15 protein-coding genes are annotated in these 17,558 nt (G+C 52.7%); 9 read left to right on the top strand and 6 right to left on the bottom strand.

Going from position 1 to position 17,558, the window contains the following annotated elements; genetic code table 11:
* Window positions 1–130 precede the first annotated feature (130 nt).
* From tynA to H7R56_RS11620, 4 genes are all read left to right on the top strand, one after another.
* Window positions 131–2,398, top strand: coding sequence for a primary-amine oxidase (gene tynA, locus H7R56_RS11635; RefSeq protein ID WP_106926948.1), 2,268 nt, complete (start codon window positions 131–133; stop codon window positions 2,396–2,398).
* Window positions 2,399–2,861: 463 nt separating this feature from the next.
* A complete protein-coding gene (locus H7R56_RS11630) occupies window positions 2,862–3,437 on the top strand; it encodes a hypothetical protein (RefSeq protein WP_106926946.1) in 576 nt (191 codons plus the stop codon).
* A gap of 489 nt (window positions 3,438–3,926) precedes the next feature.
* Entirely contained in the window at window positions 3,927–4,421 is a 495-nt protein-coding gene (locus tag H7R56_RS11625; RefSeq protein WP_106926944.1) for a putative pterin-binding protein, read from the top strand.
* A 17-nt stretch (window positions 4,422–4,438) separates the two neighbouring features.
* Window positions 4,439–6,385, top strand: a complete 1,947-nt coding sequence (locus H7R56_RS11620; protein ID WP_106926942.1) for a putative bifunctional diguanylate cyclase/phosphodiesterase — start codon at window positions 4,439–4,441, stop codon at window positions 6,383–6,385.
* Between the two features lie 53 nt (window positions 6,386–6,438).
* Here H7R56_RS11620 and H7R56_RS11615 read toward each other — a convergent pair whose 3' ends face one another.
* The 3 genes from H7R56_RS11615 to H7R56_RS11605 form a co-directional block, all read right to left on the bottom strand.
* On the bottom strand, window positions 6,439–7,101 hold the full coding sequence (locus tag H7R56_RS11615) for a putative quinol monooxygenase (protein ID WP_106926941.1): 663 nt from the start codon (window positions 7,099–7,101) through the stop codon (window positions 6,439–6,441).
* 69 nt (window positions 7,102–7,170) lie between these two features.
* Entirely contained in the window at window positions 7,171–7,761 is a 591-nt protein-coding gene (locus H7R56_RS11610) for an NAD(P)H-dependent oxidoreductase (RefSeq protein WP_106926939.1), read from the bottom strand.
* Window positions 7,762–7,954: 193 nt separating this feature from the next.
* The gene (locus H7R56_RS11605; RefSeq protein ID WP_106926937.1) at window positions 7,955–8,263 is read right to left on the bottom strand and encodes a superoxide dismutase; all 309 of its coding nucleotides are present in this window, start codon (window positions 8,261–8,263) and stop codon (window positions 7,955–7,957) included.
* Between the two features lie 139 nt (window positions 8,264–8,402).
* Here H7R56_RS11605 and H7R56_RS11600 point away from each other — a divergent pair, with 139 nt between their 5' ends.
* From H7R56_RS11600 to H7R56_RS11590, 3 genes are all read left to right on the top strand, one after another.
* Window positions 8,403–9,314: a LysR family transcriptional regulator gene (locus tag H7R56_RS11600; RefSeq protein ID WP_106926935.1), complete on the top strand. Its 912-nt coding sequence runs from the start codon at window positions 8,403–8,405 to the stop codon at window positions 9,312–9,314.
* Window positions 9,315–9,341: 27 nt separating this feature from the next.
* Complete coding sequence (locus tag H7R56_RS11595; RefSeq protein ID WP_106926934.1) at window positions 9,342–9,824, top strand: glutathione peroxidase; 483 nt, start codon at window positions 9,342–9,344, stop codon at window positions 9,822–9,824.
* A 119-nt stretch (window positions 9,825–9,943) separates the two neighbouring features.
* Window positions 9,944–10,696, top strand: coding sequence for a hypothetical protein (locus tag H7R56_RS11590; RefSeq protein WP_106926932.1), 753 nt, complete (start codon window positions 9,944–9,946; stop codon window positions 10,694–10,696).
* 390 nt (window positions 10,697–11,086) lie between these two features.
* Here the strand turns inward: H7R56_RS11590 and H7R56_RS11585 are convergent, their stop codons facing one another.
* On the bottom strand, window positions 11,087–12,586 hold the full coding sequence (locus H7R56_RS11585) for an aldehyde dehydrogenase family protein (RefSeq protein WP_106926930.1): 1,500 nt from the start codon (window positions 12,584–12,586) through the stop codon (window positions 11,087–11,089).
* A 233-nt stretch (window positions 12,587–12,819) separates the two neighbouring features.
* Here H7R56_RS11585 and feaR point away from each other — a divergent pair, with 233 nt between their 5' ends.
* A complete protein-coding gene (gene feaR / locus H7R56_RS11580) occupies window positions 12,820–13,728 on the top strand; it encodes a transcriptional regulator FeaR (RefSeq protein WP_106926928.1) in 909 nt (302 codons plus the stop codon).
* A 10-nt stretch (window positions 13,729–13,738) separates the two neighbouring features.
* Here the strand turns inward: feaR and H7R56_RS11575 are convergent, their stop codons facing one another.
* Together H7R56_RS11575 and H7R56_RS11570 are read right to left on the bottom strand one after the other, a co-directional pair.
* Window positions 13,739–13,960: a YgdI/YgdR family lipoprotein gene (locus H7R56_RS11575; RefSeq protein WP_106926926.1), complete on the bottom strand. Its 222-nt coding sequence runs from the start codon at window positions 13,958–13,960 to the stop codon at window positions 13,739–13,741.
* A gap of 143 nt (window positions 13,961–14,103) precedes the next feature.
* Window positions 14,104–15,168, bottom strand: a complete 1,065-nt coding sequence (locus tag H7R56_RS11570; RefSeq protein ID WP_106926924.1) for a 7-bladed beta-propeller protein YncE — start codon at window positions 15,166–15,168, stop codon at window positions 14,104–14,106.
* A gap of 256 nt (window positions 15,169–15,424) precedes the next feature.
* On the opposite strand from H7R56_RS11570, the gene pqqU reads away from it, so the two are divergent.
* Entirely contained in the window at window positions 15,425–17,527 is a 2,103-nt protein-coding gene (gene pqqU, locus H7R56_RS11565; protein ID WP_106926922.1) for a TonB-dependent receptor PqqU, read from the top strand.
* Window positions 17,528–17,558 lie beyond the last annotated feature (31 nt).

Here is a 17,558-nt window from a genome sequence, read left to right as displayed (position 1 = left end):
TTGTATCTGGCAAAACTGACAAATAACCTGGCAAGCGCAGGCAAACACCGGATGACCATCGGCTGTTAGGTTAAGACACTGGAACTGAAAAGCCTGGCACGGCACAACATAACGATAAGATGAGGTCACAATGTCTAAAGCTTTGATTCGATCTAACCGAAAAACAGCGCTCGCGCTGGCTATCGCCCTGTGTTGCGTCGGGCCCGCCACGGCTTTCGCCCACGGCGGCGAAGCGCACATGGTGCCAATGGACAAAACGCTGCAGGAATTTGGCGCCGACGTGCAGTGGGACGACTATGCGCAGATGTATACCCTGATTAAAGACGGGGCGTTCGTGAAGGTCAAACCGGGCGCCAAAACTGCCATCGTCAACGGGAAAACGCTGACCTTGCAGGTACCGGTGGTGATGAAAAAAGGCAAAGCCTGGGTGTCAGAGACCTTTATTAACGACGTTTTCCAGTCTGGCCTCGATCAAACCTTCCAGGTCGAAAAAGTCCCACACCCGCTGAACTCGCTGTCATCCGCTGAGATTGGCGAAGCGGTCACTATCGTCAAAGCCGCGCCGGAATTCCAGCCAAATACCCGCTTCACCGAAATTTCTCTGCATGAACCGGATAAAAAAGCCGTATGGGAATTTGCCCTGAAAGGCACGCCGGTAAATGCACCGCGCACCGCCGATGTGGTGATGCTTGACGGTAAGCACGTGATTGAAGCGGTGGTCGATCTGCAAAATAAAAAGATCCTCTCCTGGACGCCTATCAAAGATGCCCACGGGATGGTGCTGATTGACGATTTCGTCAGCGTGCAGAACATCATAAACGCCAGCACCGAGTTTGCTGACGTACTGAAAAAACACGGTATTAAAGACACCACCAAAGTCATCACCACGCCGCTGACCGTCGGTTATTTCGACGGGAAAGACGGCCTTAAGCAGGACGCGCGACTGCTGAAAGTGGTGAGCTATCTCGATACCGGCGACGGCAACTACTGGGCGCACCCGATTGAAAACCTGGTGGCGGTGGTTGACCTTGAGCAGAAGAAAATCATCAAGATTGAAGAAGGCCCGGTGATCCCGGTGCCGATGGAATCTCGCCCGTTTGATGGCCGCGATAGGGTGGCAAAAACGGTGAAACCGCTGGAAATTATCGAGCCGGAAGGCAAAAACTACACCATCACCGGCGATATGGTCCACTGGCAGAACTGGGACTTCCACCTGCGGTTGAATTCCCGCGTCGGCCCGATTCTCTCCACCGTGACCTATAACGACAACGGCAAAAAACGCCAGGTGATGTACGAAGGGTCGCTCGGCGGGATGATTGTCCCATACGGTGACCCGGACGTTGGCTGGTACTTCAAAGCCTACCTGGATTCCGGCGATTACGGCATGGGCACCCTGACCTCGCCTATCGCTCGCGGCAAAGACGCGCCAAACAACGCCGTCCTGCTGGATGAAACCATTGCTGATTACACCGGCACGCCAACGACGATCCCTCGTGCGGTGGCGATTTTCGAACGCTATGCCGGGCCAGAGTATAAGCACCAGGAGATGGGTCAGCCGAACGTCAGCACCGAACGCCGTGAGCTGGTGGTGCGTTGGATCAGTACCGTAGGTAACTACGACTACATCTTCGACTGGGTATTCCACGAAAACGGCACCATCGGCATCGATGCTGGCGCAACCGGCATTGAAGCGGTAAAAGGCGTGAAGGCGAAAACCATGCACGACCCAAGTGCCAAAGATGACACCCGTTACGGGACGCTGATCGACCATAATATCGTCGGCACCACTCACCAGCATATTTACAACTTCCGCCTCGATCTCGACGTGGACGGCGAAAACAACAGCCTGGTGGCGATGGACCCGGAAGTGAAGCCGAACACCAGCGGCGGCCCGCGTACCAGCACGATGCAGGTGAATCAGTACACCATCGAGTCTGAGCAAAAAGCGGCGCAGAAATTCGACCCGGGCACCATTCGTCTGCTGAGCAACACCACCAAAGAGAACCGGATGGGGAATCCGATTTCGTATCAGATTATCCCTTACGCGGGCGGCACTCACCCGGCAGCGACCGGCGCCAAGTTCGCCCCTGATGAGTGGATTTACCATCGCCTGAGCTTTATGGATAAGCAGCTGTGGGTGACCCGCTATCATCAGGATGAACGCTATCCGGAAGGCAAGTACCCGAACCGTTCCGTACACGACACCGGGCTGGGGCAATATGCGAAAGATGACGAATCCTTGAGCAACCAGGACGACGTGGTCTGGATCACCACCGGCACTACCCACGTGGCGCGCGCCGAAGAGTGGCCGATTATGCCAACCGAGTGGGCTCATGCGCTGCTGAAGCCGTGGAACTTCTTTGACGAGACGCCGACCTTAGGCGAGAAGAAGAAGTAATTTGTGATAACGCGCCGCCAGATTGCCTGGCGGCGCTTTTTGTGGTCATTCCCGCCGCGATCGCAGATTGGCTATCTGTTTATCGACACAGCGACGCACAATCTCATCAGTAGTGGTCAAAACATCCCAGCCATCAAATGCCCCATAGCGCTGCTGAAATGTCACCGCAGGCGCTGACGTCAGACGCGTCTTCGCCCCGTATGGGCGAATAATTTCAATTTAAACGCGAGAATATCAAGAAAATGTATTTAACGCTGATATTATGCGCAATACAAAATATGACACATAATATATTAAAACCAGTCCGAAACGTGTAAATAAATTTAATTAAACGCATATCAATATCATGCATAATATATCAATAAAAAATAATTCTCTGTCAATCTAAAATATTAAAAGCAATCGCCGATAAATAAATTGCACACAGCCCGTGTGACTAAGCCATTATCGAAGGAGAGTTATTATGTCTGATTTTGCTCTGGTCCTGAATGATATGCGCGATCACTATAAGAAGAATTTAGGCAAGAAAAGCGTCACCCGGTTCCGACCGGTAGAGGAAGTGCACGACGATATTTTGTTTGCCGCAGTAACGGATGACGTTGCCGTATCTGGCGAAGAAGTACTGGCACAGCTTAAAATCACCGCCAAGGCAGGCGCCACGGCAACCGCTACCGCAATCCAAAATGGCATTACTGACGCCACCGGCATCCTCAAGGACCACGGAGCGACATCGTCTGCTGTCGATGATTTTATCAGTAAAATGAACAAGCAAAGGGAAGATGCTAAACAGAACGCCAGTAAAACGATTGATAAGATTTATGACGAAGCGATCAGTATCGGCAAAGAGCATCCGAAGTTGCAGGGGTTAATTGCCGGTCTCATGGACACGGTTAGCCAGTTATTCCATGAGCTGGTGAGTAAAATTGTCGACTTTGTGGCGGGCATCGTGAAATCCGTCGTAGCGTGGCTAAACACCGCATGGAAAAGCATCAACACGTTCTTCTCAAGCGTTGGCAGCTGGGTCTCCGGCTGGTTTTAAGTCGTTAATCCCAGAATAAAAAACCGCCATCCTGCGGAGTGCGTCAATTTTGCGCCTCCGCTTCAACGCTGCCACTGCGCGTTGGTGATTCAGCACATTGCGATACCATGAGAATGCCTGTGTTATCAGGTTGATGTAAAATCTTATCCTGCCATTAAGCCAAAGTACGATTTATTCAGTAAAGCCTGCCGCAGGATAGCGGCAATACCGTGCTGCGCAATCAAATAATCCCCTTTATTTATATGCGTTTTTTTCATCCACAAATGGGCGACTTTTTTTTGTTCAGCTACAATAAAATTTAGCTCAACTCAAATAATGGACGCGATCGTTTTCAACGCACAGGCCCAGAGGGATACAACTAACTCACTGATTTAAATGAGGTTAAAAATAAAACAGAAATATTAAACTCATAATAGCCAGACAGCATATGTAAATAGAATGCTAACTAAATTATAATTCTTTCACATCTGATAGATAGGTAAGGTTAGTATGCGATTCATTGTCATGTTGTTAAGCATTGTGGTCTGCGCGCAGGTCTGGGCGGGCGAACTTCCCAAACCTACAGGGAAAGTCCTGCTAACACTGTCCGGCAATATCGAAAATACAAATGGTAGCGGTAAAGCGGCTCTGGATATCGCGGGTCTGGAGAAACTGGGCATGGTCAGTTTCCAGACAACCTCTCCCTGGTATAATGGGCGCACGACCTTTACGGGTATTCCCGTACAGAAATTAATGGATTATGTCGGCGCGAAAGGTTCCGTTGTTAAGGTCACCGCGCTTAATGACTACACCACCGTTATCCCGCTCAGCGATTTCAAGAAGTACAACGTGATCCTCGCTTTAAAAATCAACGGCGAGTATATGCGCATCCGTGACAAGGGGCCGTTATTCATTGTGTATCCCTATGACAGTCTTCCGGAACTGAATAATCAGATTTATTATTCCAGATCCGCATGGCAAGTCAGCAGAATGAATATTGAGTAAGGGTTCAGAAGCGCATTATGAACAGAATACTGGCAGCCATCATTTTTTCCCTTTTTATTTCTACGGGATATATTTCTTTCCTTGTGCATGAAAGGCAACAAGAGTTACAAAAGCTGACCCACTACACCGATTCATGGTCTGCTGCACAGCTGGTGTCAGAATATTACCGCTTCGAATCGTCGTTAGGCCTGTACACCATCGATGACACCATGCCCCTCGATGCGGTGCGTCTACGCCTCGATATTATGCTCAGCCAGAGTGCTTTACTGAAAGAAGGCGACCTGGGGCACTACATTGATAGCAATAAACCGCATCATTTACTGGCGGTGAAGCTGGAGGAGATTCTTGACTATCTGGACGCGAATCTTGAGAAGATGGACCGCCCGGAGCTCCAGGCATACCTGAAAAAAATGCATGCGCTTGATACCCCCCTGGGCCGCCTGTCGTCCGGTGCCTTGAATAAAGATGTTAACTCAATTAATAACGCCAACCTCAAAATTCAAACGCTGTATTATATTTACTCAGCGACATCGGTCCTGCTGATAATACTGAGTGCGATACTGGGCGTTCTGATATTTTATCAGAACAGGAACATCCTGAAGGCGCACCTTCAGGTGAAAAGCCTGGCTGAAGAGTTGCAAAAATCGAAAGAAAAGCTGCAAATCCAGAATGCGAAACTGGAATATGACGTATTCCATGACTCTCTGACTCAGATGAATAACCGTCATTTCTTCTGGGGAAATTTGAACAGGACTATCGACATCGCCAAAGAAAACAACACCTCGGTCACCGTGATGTTGTTCGATCTGGACTGCTTCAAGGAAGTTAATGACACCTATGGTCATGATGTCGGTGACATCTTATTACGCCAGATCTCCCATCGGCTGAGCTCGATAAACTTTACCTCCGACGCGCTGTACCGCTTAGGTGGCGACGAATTTGCGTTTCTCTCGAGCGGTCTGACCGAAAATCGTGCCGTGTTGCTGGCACAAAAAATCAGTGAATCCGTCAACCAGCCCTACACCATCTATAACTCGATTATCAATATTACCACCTGCGTCGGGATTGTTATCTCAGAAACGGAACGTCGCCCGGACTATCTGTACAAGTTCGCCGATTTGGCCCTTTATGAAGCCAAAAATGAAGGCGCAGGCAAGATTAAAGTCTTCCGTCAGCGCATGTTGGACAAGCTGCAGGAACGCCGGACCCTTGAGCATGATATGGCGCTTGCGCTCGTGAATAAAGAATTTGTGGTTTATTATCAACCCATTGTGGATTCATTCAGCCGCGAGATTTACAGCTATGAAGCCCTGATTCGCTGGGTGCATCCGTCAAAAGGGCTGATGTCACCGGACAGTTTTATTCCCGTTGCGGAAAAAACCGGCATGATCAACGAAATGGGAAGATCGGTGCTGGAAATGGCCTGCCGGGAGGCAGCTTCGTGGGCGATTCCGGCCAAAATATCCGTCAACGTCTCTCCGGTGCAGCTCAGCAGCAAAGGCTTTGCCGGCATCGTGCTGTCTATTTTGAAAGAAACCGGGCTACCGGCGGACCGCCTTGAGCTAGAGGTCACGGAAACCGCGCTGTTTACCGAGAGCAATACGCCGATGAATACGCTCAACAAGCTCAGATCCCTGGGCGTAACCATCGCCATCGATGACTTTGGCACCGGCTACTCTTCTTTGTCACGACTGAGCAGGCTGTCCTTCGACAAAATCAAAATAGACAAATCTTTTGTGCACTCGATATCCACCCAGGAAGACGCCCTGAATATTATCAAGCTCATCACCGGCATGGCAAAATCGCTCAATATGAAGGCGGTTGCAGAAGGGGTGGAAACGCTGGAACAGCTGGAAAGCCTGCAGGCGCTGGGCTGTGATTTCGCCCAGGGTTATCTGTTCAGTAAACCTCAGCCCTATATCGATGACGTGGTTAAATATCGAAAATTCCCCCTGTCATCGTAAAAGCGCTGCTGCCCTGCTATTGATGGATGGACCGAACAGGTCATCGTGCATCGTTAGCCTGGGCGGCATGCCATTGTTGATTTCATTCCGCCTTTATTACGCAGAAATACAGGGTTAACCGGAATGGCCTGTTTGCGGGTCGTTATTGCCGCGGTCTGCGTAATATAATCGCGGAAGTGCGGCGTTTGCCGGTGCTGCTGATAGTCTTCCTCGCTCGCATAAACTTCATAAAAATACCAGCGGCAGGCATTCGTGACGTCCGTTGCGGCATATATGGCAAGCACGCCGTGCTCCACGTCGAGCGAAGTCGCCATTTCCGGCAACACGCTATTTTTGAATGCGATCTGGAATTCCGGCTTCACCTCCACAATCACCAGATTATTGATGGTTCGTTCATCCTGAATAACGTGCTTATCACCGACAAATTGAGGTACCAGCGTGATTTTCTGTTTCTGCTCGATAATCTCCGCGGCATTGGCGGCGAATGTCTTATAAGCTGCGCCATTCAGATGCTGGTAATAAGCGTCATCGTCATTATAGAGTTCGACCATATAAGCCCGTCGCAGATCATCCTTGTGTTTCAGAGCATACATTGCCAGCGTGCCAACTTCGCTACTGATAGAGGCTGAAATGGTTTGCTCCGCGATCTCATCATAGCGAGCGCTCTGATTGGCTTTAACGATAAGTTCATAAAGATTGATCGCGATATTCTGCATATTGACCCCTTTGTCAACGTCACACGGTAAAGTCGGCCGTCAGCGGCTGGCAAAAAATGCCCGATCGCCCTACGCTGCCGGTTGGCTGCGGGATGTCTGCCCCTTCGCCGAGAGCCCCTGCAAAACAGTCACCAACCTGGCGGCATGTTCTCTGGCCTGCGTTTTTTGCTGCGCAATTTTATCTGCATCCCTGTCGGCATAGCTGATTCCGCAGGTGTAAACCGGGTCTAATAATTCAAGATTACACAGCCTTGCCGTGGTCTCAAAGGGGATTAAATAGTCCTCAACCGCGTGGCCGAAGAGCCCCTGCGCGTCATACAGCGACGCTGGCGCGCCCGTGGTAAACGAAAGTAGCAGCTTTTTACCGCCCAGTTTTGCCCTTGAACCATGGGCAAAGCCATGTACAAAAACCTCATCCAGCCAGCGCTTCATCAGCCCCGGCAGGCCGTACCAGGAAAATGGAAACTGCCAGACGATAATATCTGCCTTCAACAGGCTTTCCTGCTCAGCGAGAATATTGATTTTCCCGTCAGGATACAGGCTGTCCAGGCGACGAATTTCAGCATCAGGCAGCGCCGCGGCGATTTCGCCCAGAATAGTGGCATTCGCGATGGAATGATTCAGGTCAGGATGCCCGGAAATAATGGTAATATTTTTCATATTCAATGCGTTAGTTAGCTGTATGTGTATCGTAAAGTCAGTATAGACCTGGCCTATTATTATTTTTAGACGAGTAATAACTTAATCTCTTTTAGCTAAAAACGAATAATCACCGCCCGGTCTGGCAAAGGTGCGGGGGCACGTTGGTGCTGACCAACAGACCGCCCGTCGCGCCTGGAGCCATCGTGCCCGCCTACTTTTGATCTTTAAATTCCGCACTAAACAAGTTTTCCCAGTTCACAAATGAACCCAGCGGGATGCATTCGAACGACAGCAGATTTGCCTTTGCCAGCGGGAACTCAGCCATCGTTTCCATCGCCTCATCTACCGAGTCGCATTCCAGAAAAATGGCAACGCCGGTCCGGTCCTGGCGGAAATAGATATCGCGGATAAACCCGGCTTTATAAAGCCCCCAGGCGTGCAGCGCTTCAGCGGTCAGATGCGGCGCATACTGTTCAAGCGTGGCGCCGGCGGCGGGAACATCCAAACATAAAATTCTCATAACGGTCTCCTGAACACAGTTACCAGTGGGAAGTGGCTGAAGTATAATTGCTTGTATTCAGGAAGATTAGGTGCCGATGGGCTTAAGCATATTTAGCCTATAGTTAAGAATAAGTCGGGGATTTACTCAGGATGACAGCATGAATAATGCGATTTATAACCAGATACGCATATTTCAGAGCATTGCTCGCGAAGGCAGTATTTCCGCGGCCGCGCGAAAGCTGGAAATTACGCCGCCCTCGGTCAGCCATGCCCTCAAGCTGCTGGAACAGCATCTCGGCCACCCTCTTTTTGTCCGTACCACTCGGCGTATTGAGCTGACGGAAGCAGGCCAACAGCTGCTTGAGCAAACTACCGCAGCGGTGGACTCGCTGGAGAAATCGCTGGAAAGCCTGCGCGACCAGAATCGGGAACCTTCTGGCCTGGTGCGGATTACGCTTTCACGCTTCGCCTATCTGTTGATTCTGAAACCCGCAATGGCCGGCTTCTGCCAGCAATACCCGGGTATCCAGCTGGAGATATCGGTCTATGACGGTACCGTGAATATTATCGACGACCGTTTTGACCTCGGCATTCGTTTCGGCGATATTCTCGACGGCGGCGTCGTTGCCCGTCCGCTAATGAAATCGTTCCGTGAAGGGTTGTATGCTTCTGCGGCCTATCTCGCCGAATATGGCGTGCCTGAAGTGCCGGACGATCTCAACCGTCACCGGTTAATTGGCTACCGCTTTATCACTAACAATCGTATCCTGCCGCTTATTCTGAACGACAACGGCGAACCGCTGACCGTTGAGATGCCCAGCCAGCTCATCAGCAACGATATTGAGGTGATGGCCGACGGTATTCGGCATAATCTGGGGATTGGTCGTCTGTTTGAACCGGTTTATCAGTTACAGCCCGACCGGGAGAAATTTATCCCCGTCATGGAGCGCTACTGGCGAACCTATCCGTCGGTCTATCTTTATTACCCGAAAAGCGCCGGAAAAACGAAAAGAGTGAAGGCGTTGATTGATTTTCTGCTGAGCCATATGGAAAAACAGGCGTCATCTTAACCCCATCTCACCGCTGAGGATTTCACTATGCCCACCTTTTATCAACTTTCCGCCACCGCGCTGAATGGCCAGCCCGTCGCCATGGCTGATTTCGCAGGCAAGCTGGTTCTGGTGGTCAATACCGCCAGCCATTGTGGCTTCACGCCGCAATACGCGGGTCTTGAAGCGCTCTACCAGAAATATGCCGGTCGGGGGCTGGTGATACTGGGTTTCCCCTGTAACCAGTTCGGTAAACAGGAGCCCGGCGGCAGCGACGACATTTCCCGTACCTGCCACATCAACTATGGGGTGAGTTTCCCGATGTTCGAGAAAGTCGAGGTTAATGGTGCCGGCGCGCACCCGCTGTTTCGTTACCTGAAGCGCGAACTGCCCGGCGTGCTGGGGGGGCGAATAAAGTGGAACTTCACCAAGTTTCTGATCGGCCGTGACGGTAAACCATTCAAACGTTTTGCGCCATTTACCACCCCGGAGAAAATGGAAGCGGCTATTCTTGACGCGCTCAAAAGTTAACCTGGCTTAACCATCAAAGCCTCGCACTTTTAGAAAATGCTTACCTGACGATTTAAGTTCTGTCTGATTATGCCGATTATCATTAACAATGAAAATACCAGACTAAGGTAGCATTTTTAATGAAGGATATTGCGAAATATACAAAATCTTTGGATTTAGCAAAGTACTATGTTTATGCCTTTTATGATCGAGAGGATCCCTTCAAAAAGCCTTTTTACATCGGTAAAGGTAAATCAGGGCGCTGTTTTGACCATATAAGAAACCCCGACGACTCGCCAAAATCTGCGCGTATTAAAGCGCTGCTGGCAAAGAAGAGCCTGGGCATCGATATTCTTCGACATGGCATGGACGAGCCCACGGCCAAACTGGTTGAAGCCACGTGTATCGACCTCCTTGGCGTGGGTGAATTGACGAACAAAGTGCGTGGAAGCAGCTCGCTGATGGGGCGCATCACCCTTGATTCTCTTCAACATTTACTGCTGCAAGAAGAAACCGAGATTGCACCGGAGCACGCTGGCCTCGCATTTCTGCTTAACAGTACCTACAAATCCGGTATGAGTGCATTGGAACTCTATGAGGCCACGCGCGGAATCTGGAAAAACGTGCCAAAAGATGACTCTTTAAAATTTGCTTATGCGACTTATGGTGGGCTGGTTATGGAAGTCTACGAAATACAGTGCTGGGTAAAAGCGGGTTCGCAAGAATACTTTACGCGTGAATTGAATATTGCCCCTGACACTCAACGAAGGGAGTTTGTTGGCCGAATTGCCGCTAAAGAAATCAGAGAGTTGTATGTTGGGAAGTTAATCAAAAAAGCACGCAGCCACGGTAGCCCATTCGTTAAAGTCGGTGTGGAACAAGCTACGCCTTAACCGCACTGGCAAATCGATTATTGTGTCAGAGACAGCGCCCGCTTTCTGACACAAATTGGAGCCCATCCCCAGCAGAAAAATAAATTCGCTCGTCACGCTCAAGCGCAATTGTCATTGTGATGAAAACCCCAGCATCACTTGATGTGATAATTTTTATATTTGACGGTTCGAACTGAATAAACATAGTCATCCTCAGCATCAATTCGGTTTTTGATGCCTTCTATCTTCTGCCTCGATTTTTTGGAATTCAATTGATTTTCGAAACGCTTCTCGAAGAAGAATCACTTTGAGGACATGCAGAAGTCTGAATGCGAGAATTCGAACAGAGTTTGCCGCTCCATCGTTAGACCCACTCTCTCCCGGAAAGGGAGAGAGTGCTGATGGTAAAAATTAGTACCGCACGCACACCGATTTCGTTTCACACCAGTCATTCAGCCAGTCCGGACCAAAATCACGCCCCGTCCCCGACTGCTTCATGCCGCCAAACGGCAGGTTGGCGTCAATCAGCGTATGGCTGTTGACCCATACCGTGCCGGCCTGCAGACGGTCAGTGTAGTTCAGCGCCTGGGTCAGATCGCGAGTCCAGACGCTGGCGGTCAGGCCAAAGTCGCTGTCGTTGGCAAGGCGCAGCGCTTCTTCACCGTCGGCCACCCGCACCAGGTTCACCACCGGGCCAAATACCTCTTCGCGGGTCAGGCGCAGGTTGGCATCCGGGTTAATGACCAGCGTTGGCGGAATGTAGAAACCCTGCGCATCCGGGCCGACGTTGCCGGTAATCAACTCCGCGTTGTGCTTGCGGGCGTCGTCCAGATAGGCCGCCACTTTCGCGCAGTGCGCCTGAGAAACCACCGGGTTAATCTGCGTGGTCTCCAGCATACCTGGCCCCACCTGCAGCGATTTCACCGCCTGCTCAAAGCCGCTGACCAGCGTATCGAACAGCGGCGCTTCAATATAGATACGCGAACTGGCGGCGCACACCTGCCCCTGGTTAAGGAAGCTGCCGGTCATCAGGCCCTCAATCACCCACGCCGGATCGGCGTCTTTCAGCACGATCGCCGGGTTTTTTCCCCCCAGTTCCAGCGTGACGCGGGTCAGTCGGTCGGCGGCAACGCGCGCAATCTGTTTACCCGTGGCGGTGGAGCCGGTAAAGCTGACTTTCGCTACGTGCGGGTGCGATGTTAACGCCGCTCCGCACTCGGCGCCGCTGCCGGTGACCACGTTGAACACGCCTTCCGGCACGCCCGCTTCGATGGCCAGTTCAGCCACGCGCAGCAGCGTCAGCGGCGTGGTTTCAGACGGTTTGATGACGATCGAGCAGCCCGCCGCCAGCGCGGGCATCACTTTCCACATGCCAATCATCAGCGGGAAGTTCCACGGAACGATACCCGCCACAACGCCTACCGGCTCTTTTTTGGTCCACGCCTGGTAGCGCGCGCCTTGCGGGAAAGGAATCGATACGTCCAGGGTGCGGCCGCTGATCTTGGTGGCCAGCCCGGCGGTGTAGCGCATCCAGTTCAGCGTGCAGCCCACTTCGAAGGCGCGAGAAATGTTGATCGATTTACCCTGCTCCAGGGTTTCTAACTGGGCCAGCTCTTCACCATGCTGCTCCACCAGATCGGCAAAGCGCAGCAGAATGCGTTCACGCTCGGCAGGCGTGCGGCCAGCCCAGCTGCGGGAGACAAACGCACGCCAGGCCGACATCACCGCGCGGTCAACGTCCGCCGCGTTGGCATCGGCGGTTGTGGCAATCGCCTGACCCGTGGCCGGATCCCAGACGGTGAGACGTTTTTCGCTCTGCGCCGCCTGCTGTGCGCCATCAATAAACAGGCCATGCTGACGGTCTAAAAACTGCTGCACGCTGGCGAGCAGCGCTACCTGTGCTGCGGACATATCGTCTCCTTATTCTTCGCGGTTAGTCATTTCAGTCTACGGCGGGTCTGGCGAAGGCGCTTTTATCTGTGTGACATTCGCTTGTGCGGCTGTGACAGAGACCGCAATTAAACAGATTGCTCTGGCAGAAATGTGCAACAGGTAATAGTTCTTTCATATATTCCCCGCTGAGCCCTTGTTAAAGGCAACATAAATGCAACAATACCAAAACATTTTCATTGCAGAGATGGCGTATGGCAGCGGTAAATAGCGGTGAGACCTATCAGTCGTGGCTGGCAAAAATCAATCAGGTGTGCGGGCATTTCGCCGCGCGTCCGTTGGATGGCGACTTTCATGGTGAGATAGACACCAGCTATGCGGGCAGCCTCAAGCTCAGCACGGTCACCACCCGCAACGTCAATCTGTTCCGCACTCGTCAGGAGATCCGCAGCGGCAACGATGCCTGGTTCTATACCGTGTTTCAGCTCTCCGGCCAGGCGAGCATTGAGCAGGATGATCGTCAGGTGCAGCTGGAAACCGGCGATATGACGCTGATCGACGCCTCGCGGCCCTGCTCCATCCTCTGGCAGCAAACGTCGCGTCAGGTCTCGCTATTGCTGCCGCGACAGTTGCTGGAAAACCAGCTGCGCGGGAGTGGAATTAGCGTGGCGACCCGGCTGGATAAATCGCTACCGATGGTACAGCTCAGCCAGCGCCTGCTGCACGAGAGCATGAGCAGCCCGCAGCTATCAGCCAGTGAAAGCGAAGCCGCGCTTGATGCCATGGTCTGCCTGCTGCGCCCGATGTTACATCAGCAAGACGTCCGACCGTCACGGCGTGAGAAGCAGTATCAGAAAATCATGGCCTTAATTGATGATGCGATTCAGGAAGAGCACCTGCGCCCGGAATGGCTGGCCAGCGAAACGGGAATGTCAGTACGCAGCCTCTACCGGCTGTTTGCCGATAAAGGTCTGGTGGTGGCGCAGTATATTAAAAACCGCCGACTCGATTTATGCGCACAGGCACTGTTGTGCGCGCACGGCGATGAAAAACTCGCCGGAATCGGCTACCGCTGGGGGTTCAGCGACCACAGTCACTTCTCCACCGCCTTTAAGCAGCGATTCGGCATGTCGCCGGGAGAATATCGCAAGCGCGGCCGCTAAATAGCGAGAATCAGTTATCTTCGACCAGTTGGGCCACGTCGTTACTGTTGATTTGACGTGCGTTGCCGTCCTGATCGGTATAGCTGGTCATACCGGTGTCTTTATCAAGCTTCGGTTTTCCCTGCGTCACAATCGTCTGCCCGCTTTTGGTGGTCATCACGTAATTGCTGCTACAGCCTGCCAGCGCCAGTAGCATGACGCTCGCGCACAGAATAGATAACGGCTTATTCATGGTATCTCCCTTATTTAACCCTACCCACAGTGGGTTTAAGTGTCTGTATTGTAGGCCCGAGCGCAAAAAATGAAACCAGACGGATGTAACAGAAGTTATATCGGGAGCGAGCGGGAGGCGCAACGCGCCCCCCGTCGGGGTGATTACAGCGCGATGCGGATGACATCGTCAGGCGCAGTGGCCTCTTTCTGGCGGGTAGACTCCTGCTTCACGCTCACAAACAGCGTGTTACCGTCGGCGGACAGCGCCAGGCTGTTCGGGAAGGTTGGCGTCTTGATGGTTTTTGTCACTTTATAATCTTTGGCGTCGATCACCGTCACGGTACCGGCTTTACGCTGGGTCACATACACTTCGTTGCGCGTCGGGTTAAACAGCACCGCCAGCCCTTCCTGGGTATCGACCTTCGACAGCACCTTGCCATCTTTCAGGTTAACCACCAGCAGCTCAGGCTGTTTGGAATCGGTGATGAACGCACGCTGTCCGGCTTTGTCCAGGCTGATGTTGATGTAGAAATGCTCTTTGCCGTCATCCTGCAGCTTCTGGCGCTTGACGATTTTGTTGCTGGCGGTATCAATGGTCACCAGCTCACCGTCGGCGTTGGTCACGTACAGGCGTTCTTTATCCGCATCAACCGCCAGCCCGGTGCCGAAGCTACCGGTACCTTCAATGGTGGTTTTCAGAGCAATTTTATCGCCATCTACCACCCATACCGAGCTGCCTTCTTTACCAATGCCGGTGATGTACACGGTATTGGTTTTCTCATTTACCGCCAGTTGGCGCGGCTGCAACGGTTTCACAGTTTCGCTACGCTGACGTCCATCCAGAACCAGTCGCCCTTTCACATCGCCGGTTTTAGCGTCAATCGCCGTTACCGCGCCGTTGATCGTGTTGCCGAACCACAGGGTCTGGGTTTGCGCGTTCAGCGTGGCACCAAACGGTTTAAGGTCGTTATGAATTGTCTGGGTCACTTCCAGCGTGACCGGGTCCAGGCGATACACCACCCCGCCCTTATCGGTTTTACGGCTCTGTGAGGTGGCCAGCCACAGCGCGTTCTCCTGCTGGCTGTAGGCCATTTCATATGCCCCTTTACCGACCGCTTTACGCAGCATTTCATCTGCGGCGTGTGCGCTAAAGCTCCCGGCCAGCAGTAAAGCACTCAACAACAGAGAACGGCGCAGGCGCGGTGCGGATAATTGACGTAATGACATGACGACTCCCTTTGATGAACTGAATGATTACTGCTTCACATGGCTTCAGCCTTCGCAGCGTCATGGCGCTGCGTTTTGTAGATGCGAATAGTAATCATTAATTCATGGAATGTGGAGCTTTTCTTTGCATCCGCAACCGAAATGCCTCTATTTAATTACCTGAAATTAACTATTTATGCTGCTAAAGTTTTCAATGTGTTTACAAAACATTACTCTAGTCGAGTCTGTTCCATTTGGTACATTTTGCGAGTTTTTCATGAAAATAATCACCGTACGCTCAGCTGCGCTGCTGTTACCACTTGTTTTTGCTCCGTTTTCCTGGGCCAGTGACGAACAAACGTTGATTGTGACCGCCGCCCCTCAGACCGTGTCCGAACTGGATACCCCGGCAGCGGTCAGCGTGGTCGACGGTGAGGACATGCGCCATGCGACGCCGCGCGTAAATCTATCAGAATCGTTGGGCGCGGTGCCGGGCCTGCAAATTCAGAACCGTCAGAACTATGCGCAGGATTTGCAGCTCTCGATTCGTGGTTTTGGTTCGCGCTCCACCTTCGGGGTACGCGGCATTCGGATGTACGTTGATGGTATCCCCTCCACCATGCCGGACGGCCAGGGGCAAACCTCAAATATTGATATCGGCAGCATTGATCATATCGATGTGCTGCGCGGCCCCTTCTCTGCGCTGTACGGTAACGCTTCCGGCGGCGTGGTGAACGTGACCACAGAAAGCGGCAAACAGCCCACCACGCTTGAAGCCAGCAGCTACTACGGCAGCTATGGCACCTGGCACTACGGGATGAAGGCCAGCGGCGCGGTTGGCGATGGCAGCCACGCGGGCGATGTTGATTACACTGTGTCGACGAATCGATTCATCACTCGCGGTTATCGCGATCACAGCGCCGCGCGCAAGAATCTGGCCAATGCCAAGCTCGGCGTGCGCATCAATGATGCCAGCAAGCTGACGCTGCTGTTTAACAGCGTCGATATTAAAGCCAACGATCCCGGCGGGCTGGATGAGAACGAGCTGCAGCAGAACCGCGAACAGTCGCCGCGTGGCGATCAGTACAATACGCGTAAAAGCGTGAAGCAGACGCAGGCAGGCCTGCGCTACGAGCGCCAGCTGAGCGAGCAGGATGATTTGAGCGTGATGATGTACGCCGGTGAACGACAGACGACACAGTACCAGTCGATTCCGCGCGGACCGCAGCTTAACCCGACTCATGCCGGCGGCGTGATCGATCTCGATCGCCACTATCAGGGCATCGATACCCGCTGGACGCACCGCGGCGAACTGCTCGTCCCGGTGACCCTCACCACGGGGCTTAACTACGAGAATATGAGCGAGAAGCGCCGCGGCTATGAAAACTTCGTCATGGACGGCAGTACGCCGGTCTACGGCGAGAAAGGCAATCTGCGCCGCAACGAGCGCAACCTGATGTGGAACCTCGACCCCTATCTGCAAACTCAGTGGCAGTTGACCGATAAGCTGAGCCTCGACGCGGGCGTACGCTACAGCTCCGTCTGGTTTGACTCCAATGACCATTACATTACCACCAAAAATGGCGACGACAGCGGCGACGCCAGCTACCACAAATGGCTGCCGGCAGGATCGTTAAAGTACGCGCTGACCGATGCGTGGAACCTGTATCTCTCCGCCGGTCGCGGTTTTGAAACCCCGACCATCAACGAACTGTCGTACCGCTCGGACAACCGCAGCGGGCTGAACTTCGCCCTGCAACCCTCAACCAATGAGACCGTGGAGATAGGCAGTAAAACGCGTATTGGCAATGGCCTGCTGACCGCCGCACTGTTCCAGACCGATACTGATAACGAGATTGTCACCGACGCCAGCAGCGGCGGACGTACCAGCTACAAAAACGCGGGAAAAACCCGCCGCCAGGGCGCGGAGCTATCGCTGGATCAGCAGTTTGCTGAAAACTGGCGTGCCAAAGCGGCCTGGACATGGCTCGACGCCACCTACCGCAGCAACGTGTGCGATGATGCAAACTGTAACGGCAATCGTATACCGGGCATCGCACGCAATATGGGCTTCGCCTCGCTGGGCTATGAGCCGGAAAGCGGCTGGTACGCGGGCGCGGACGTGCGCTATCTGAGCGACATCATGGCGAACGACGAAAACACCGCTCGCGCGCCGTCGTGGACCGTTGTCGGACTGAACACCGGCTATAAATTCGATATCGGTAACTGGAATCTGGACGTCTTTGGCCGCGTCGACAATCTGTTCGACCGCCAGTACGTTGGCTCGGTGATCGTTAACGAATCCAACGGCCGCTATTACGAACCGGCACCGGGCCGTAACTATGGCGTCGGGGTCAACGTCGCGTGGCGTTTTGAATAAATAACCTGAACGTTTCCGGGGAGCCCCGGAA

The sequence above is a fragment of the Klebsiella sp. WP3-W18-ESBL-02 genome (genome assembly GCF_014168815.1).
GTDB classification, from domain to species: domain Bacteria; phylum Pseudomonadota; class Gammaproteobacteria; order Enterobacterales; family Enterobacteriaceae; genus Kluyvera; species Kluyvera ascorbata_B.
This window is presented reverse-complemented; position numbering and strand designations above follow the sequence as displayed.

What these genes read in the sequence shown, in the direction of transcription:
- tynA (WP_106926948.1), top strand. Translation starts at nt 131, where the DNA reads ATGTCTAAAGCTTTGATTCGATCTAACCGAAAAACAGCGCTCGCGCTG.
- H7R56_RS11630 (WP_106926946.1), top strand. Translation starts at nt 2,862, where the DNA reads ATGTCTGATTTTGCTCTGGTCCTGAATGATATGCGCGATCACTATAAG.
- H7R56_RS11625 (WP_106926944.1), top strand. Translation starts at nt 3,927, where the DNA reads ATGCGATTCATTGTCATGTTGTTAAGCATTGTGGTCTGCGCGCAGGTC.
- H7R56_RS11620 (WP_106926942.1), top strand. Translation starts at nt 4,439, where the DNA reads ATGAACAGAATACTGGCAGCCATCATTTTTTCCCTTTTTATTTCTACG.
- H7R56_RS11615 (WP_106926941.1), bottom strand. Translation starts at nt 7,101, where the DNA reads ATGCAGAATATCGCGATCAATCTTTATGAACTTATCGTTAAAGCCAAT.
- H7R56_RS11610 (WP_106926939.1), bottom strand. Translation starts at nt 7,761, where the DNA reads ATGAAAAATATTACCATTATTTCCGGGCATCCTGACCTGAATCATTCC.
- H7R56_RS11605 (WP_106926937.1), bottom strand. Translation starts at nt 8,263, where the DNA reads ATGAGAATTTTATGTTTGGATGTTCCCGCCGCCGGCGCCACGCTTGAA.
- H7R56_RS11600 (WP_106926935.1), top strand. Translation starts at nt 8,403, where the DNA reads ATGAATAATGCGATTTATAACCAGATACGCATATTTCAGAGCATTGCT.
- H7R56_RS11595 (WP_106926934.1), top strand. Translation starts at nt 9,342, where the DNA reads ATGCCCACCTTTTATCAACTTTCCGCCACCGCGCTGAATGGCCAGCCC.
- H7R56_RS11590 (WP_106926932.1), top strand. Translation starts at nt 9,944, where the DNA reads ATGAAGGATATTGCGAAATATACAAAATCTTTGGATTTAGCAAAGTAC.
- H7R56_RS11585 (WP_106926930.1), bottom strand. Translation starts at nt 12,586, where the DNA reads ATGTCCGCAGCACAGGTAGCGCTGCTCGCCAGCGTGCAGCAGTTTTTA.
- feaR (WP_106926928.1), top strand. Translation starts at nt 12,820, where the DNA reads ATGGCAGCGGTAAATAGCGGTGAGACCTATCAGTCGTGGCTGGCAAAA.
- H7R56_RS11575 (WP_106926926.1), bottom strand. Translation starts at nt 13,960, where the DNA reads ATGAATAAGCCGTTATCTATTCTGTGCGCGAGCGTCATGCTACTGGCG.
- H7R56_RS11570 (WP_106926924.1), bottom strand. Translation starts at nt 15,168, where the DNA reads ATGTCATTACGTCAATTATCCGCACCGCGCCTGCGCCGTTCTCTGTTG.
- pqqU (WP_106926922.1), top strand. Translation starts at nt 15,425, where the DNA reads ATGAAAATAATCACCGTACGCTCAGCTGCGCTGCTGTTACCACTTGTT.